Consider the following 1,334-nt stretch of genomic DNA (forward strand, 5'->3'; position numbering starts at 1 on the left):
CCAGCGCCGACGCCGCACCACTGCCGCTACCGATCATGCCGCCCAGCGCAGCGCGGCACCGATGTCGCCGCCGCGGTCACGCCGTGCAGCGGAGCTTTGTTGTTGCCGCCGCTCCAGTTCCGCAGGCGCTGTTGGGCGACGTCAAAAATTCAACGTGTATTCGAGTTGCTAGACATGCACAGGGTAAACCGGCGAGTCTCCTTCGATCACAGCCCATGTCAGCTTAATCAATCGCTTAACAATGGCTGGGTCGGCTCTACAGAAAGGCCTGAGAAAGCTCTCAAAGTCATCAGACATTACCACGGACCTAATCCCAGCAATGTCTGATACAGCCGCACGGAATTCAATCTCCGCGCCGTCAACAGATGCGCGATACACCACCGACTCACTCTCCGTATAAGTTATTGAGTTCAACACAAGGTCAAGGCTTCGATTCTGGCTTGAATACACTGTAACCACTCCATGCATTATCGAAATCGTCTTTTTTCATCAGATAGCGGGTTGCACTGAACGGATCACGCACCACCACCATTCCACCATCATTTAACCCATCAACAACTACCCAATGGCCGTAGCTGCTACCTCTTTCCCACATCATCGCCGCCCACGAGCCCGTCTTGTTTAAGGCATCAAAACTAGATGGATCAACACCTGCCCCTATCCACCCATCATCTATCCTGTTCAGATTTGCAGCCAACCCTTGAGGAGACGTCAATCCCAGCCCAAATTGCGTTTGGTCGATCGCCGTTCCACGATCAGCAAGCAGCATTTGGGCGCAAGCCTGACCACACGATGTTGGCGTACTCTGCTGAACGGTTGAAGCGCTGACCGCCTCGTTAACTACCGGCCATTTTCCGCCCGCCCCGGCCAGCATATCGTCCCTTAAGACATTGAGGGCATCAGTTTCGTAGACGATACGGTCAACTTTGTTGGCCACGCGCTTCGCCAAATCGTCGACTACAGATGCCGCACCACCCGCCCCCACCGGATTTCCGACCGGAATAGCTAGACCGGTAGATGGCGCAGCATCGCCCATCAGGATTTCCATTCCTGCGATACCAATTCCGTTGCATCCGAGCAGATTGCTCAAACACCTAACGACGAGACTGTTCCCCAGACTCATTGCGGCACCGGCGCTCAGGGTTCCCGCTGCCGCCAACGCTCCAGCGCTTCCGCTCGCACCAAGAGCGGCAGTTAGCTGTAAACCGCTCCTGGCGTGAACGCCATCTGCCCAGTTGAGCAGGCTGCTGCCATAGATGTAGCGCAAGTCGCCCTGGCTTAGCCCTCCTCCCTGCAGCGTGTTATAGACCTGCTGGAACGCGTCGACATCACCA

The 1,334-nt window shown here is 55.9% G+C and carries 1 protein-coding gene; it reads right to left on the reverse strand.

The window, feature by feature from the left end; translation table 11 throughout:
- Positions 1 to 421 precede the first annotated feature (421 nt).
- Positions 422 to 1,334 (reverse strand): cysteine peptidase family C39 domain-containing protein (locus tag TX83_RS20155; protein WP_141233598.1); only part of this gene is annotated, 913 nt, incomplete at its 5' end.

The organism is Lysobacter antibioticus HS124, from assembly GCF_000336385.2.
GTDB classification, from domain to species: domain Bacteria; phylum Pseudomonadota; class Gammaproteobacteria; order Xanthomonadales; family Xanthomonadaceae; genus Lysobacter; species Lysobacter firmicutimachus.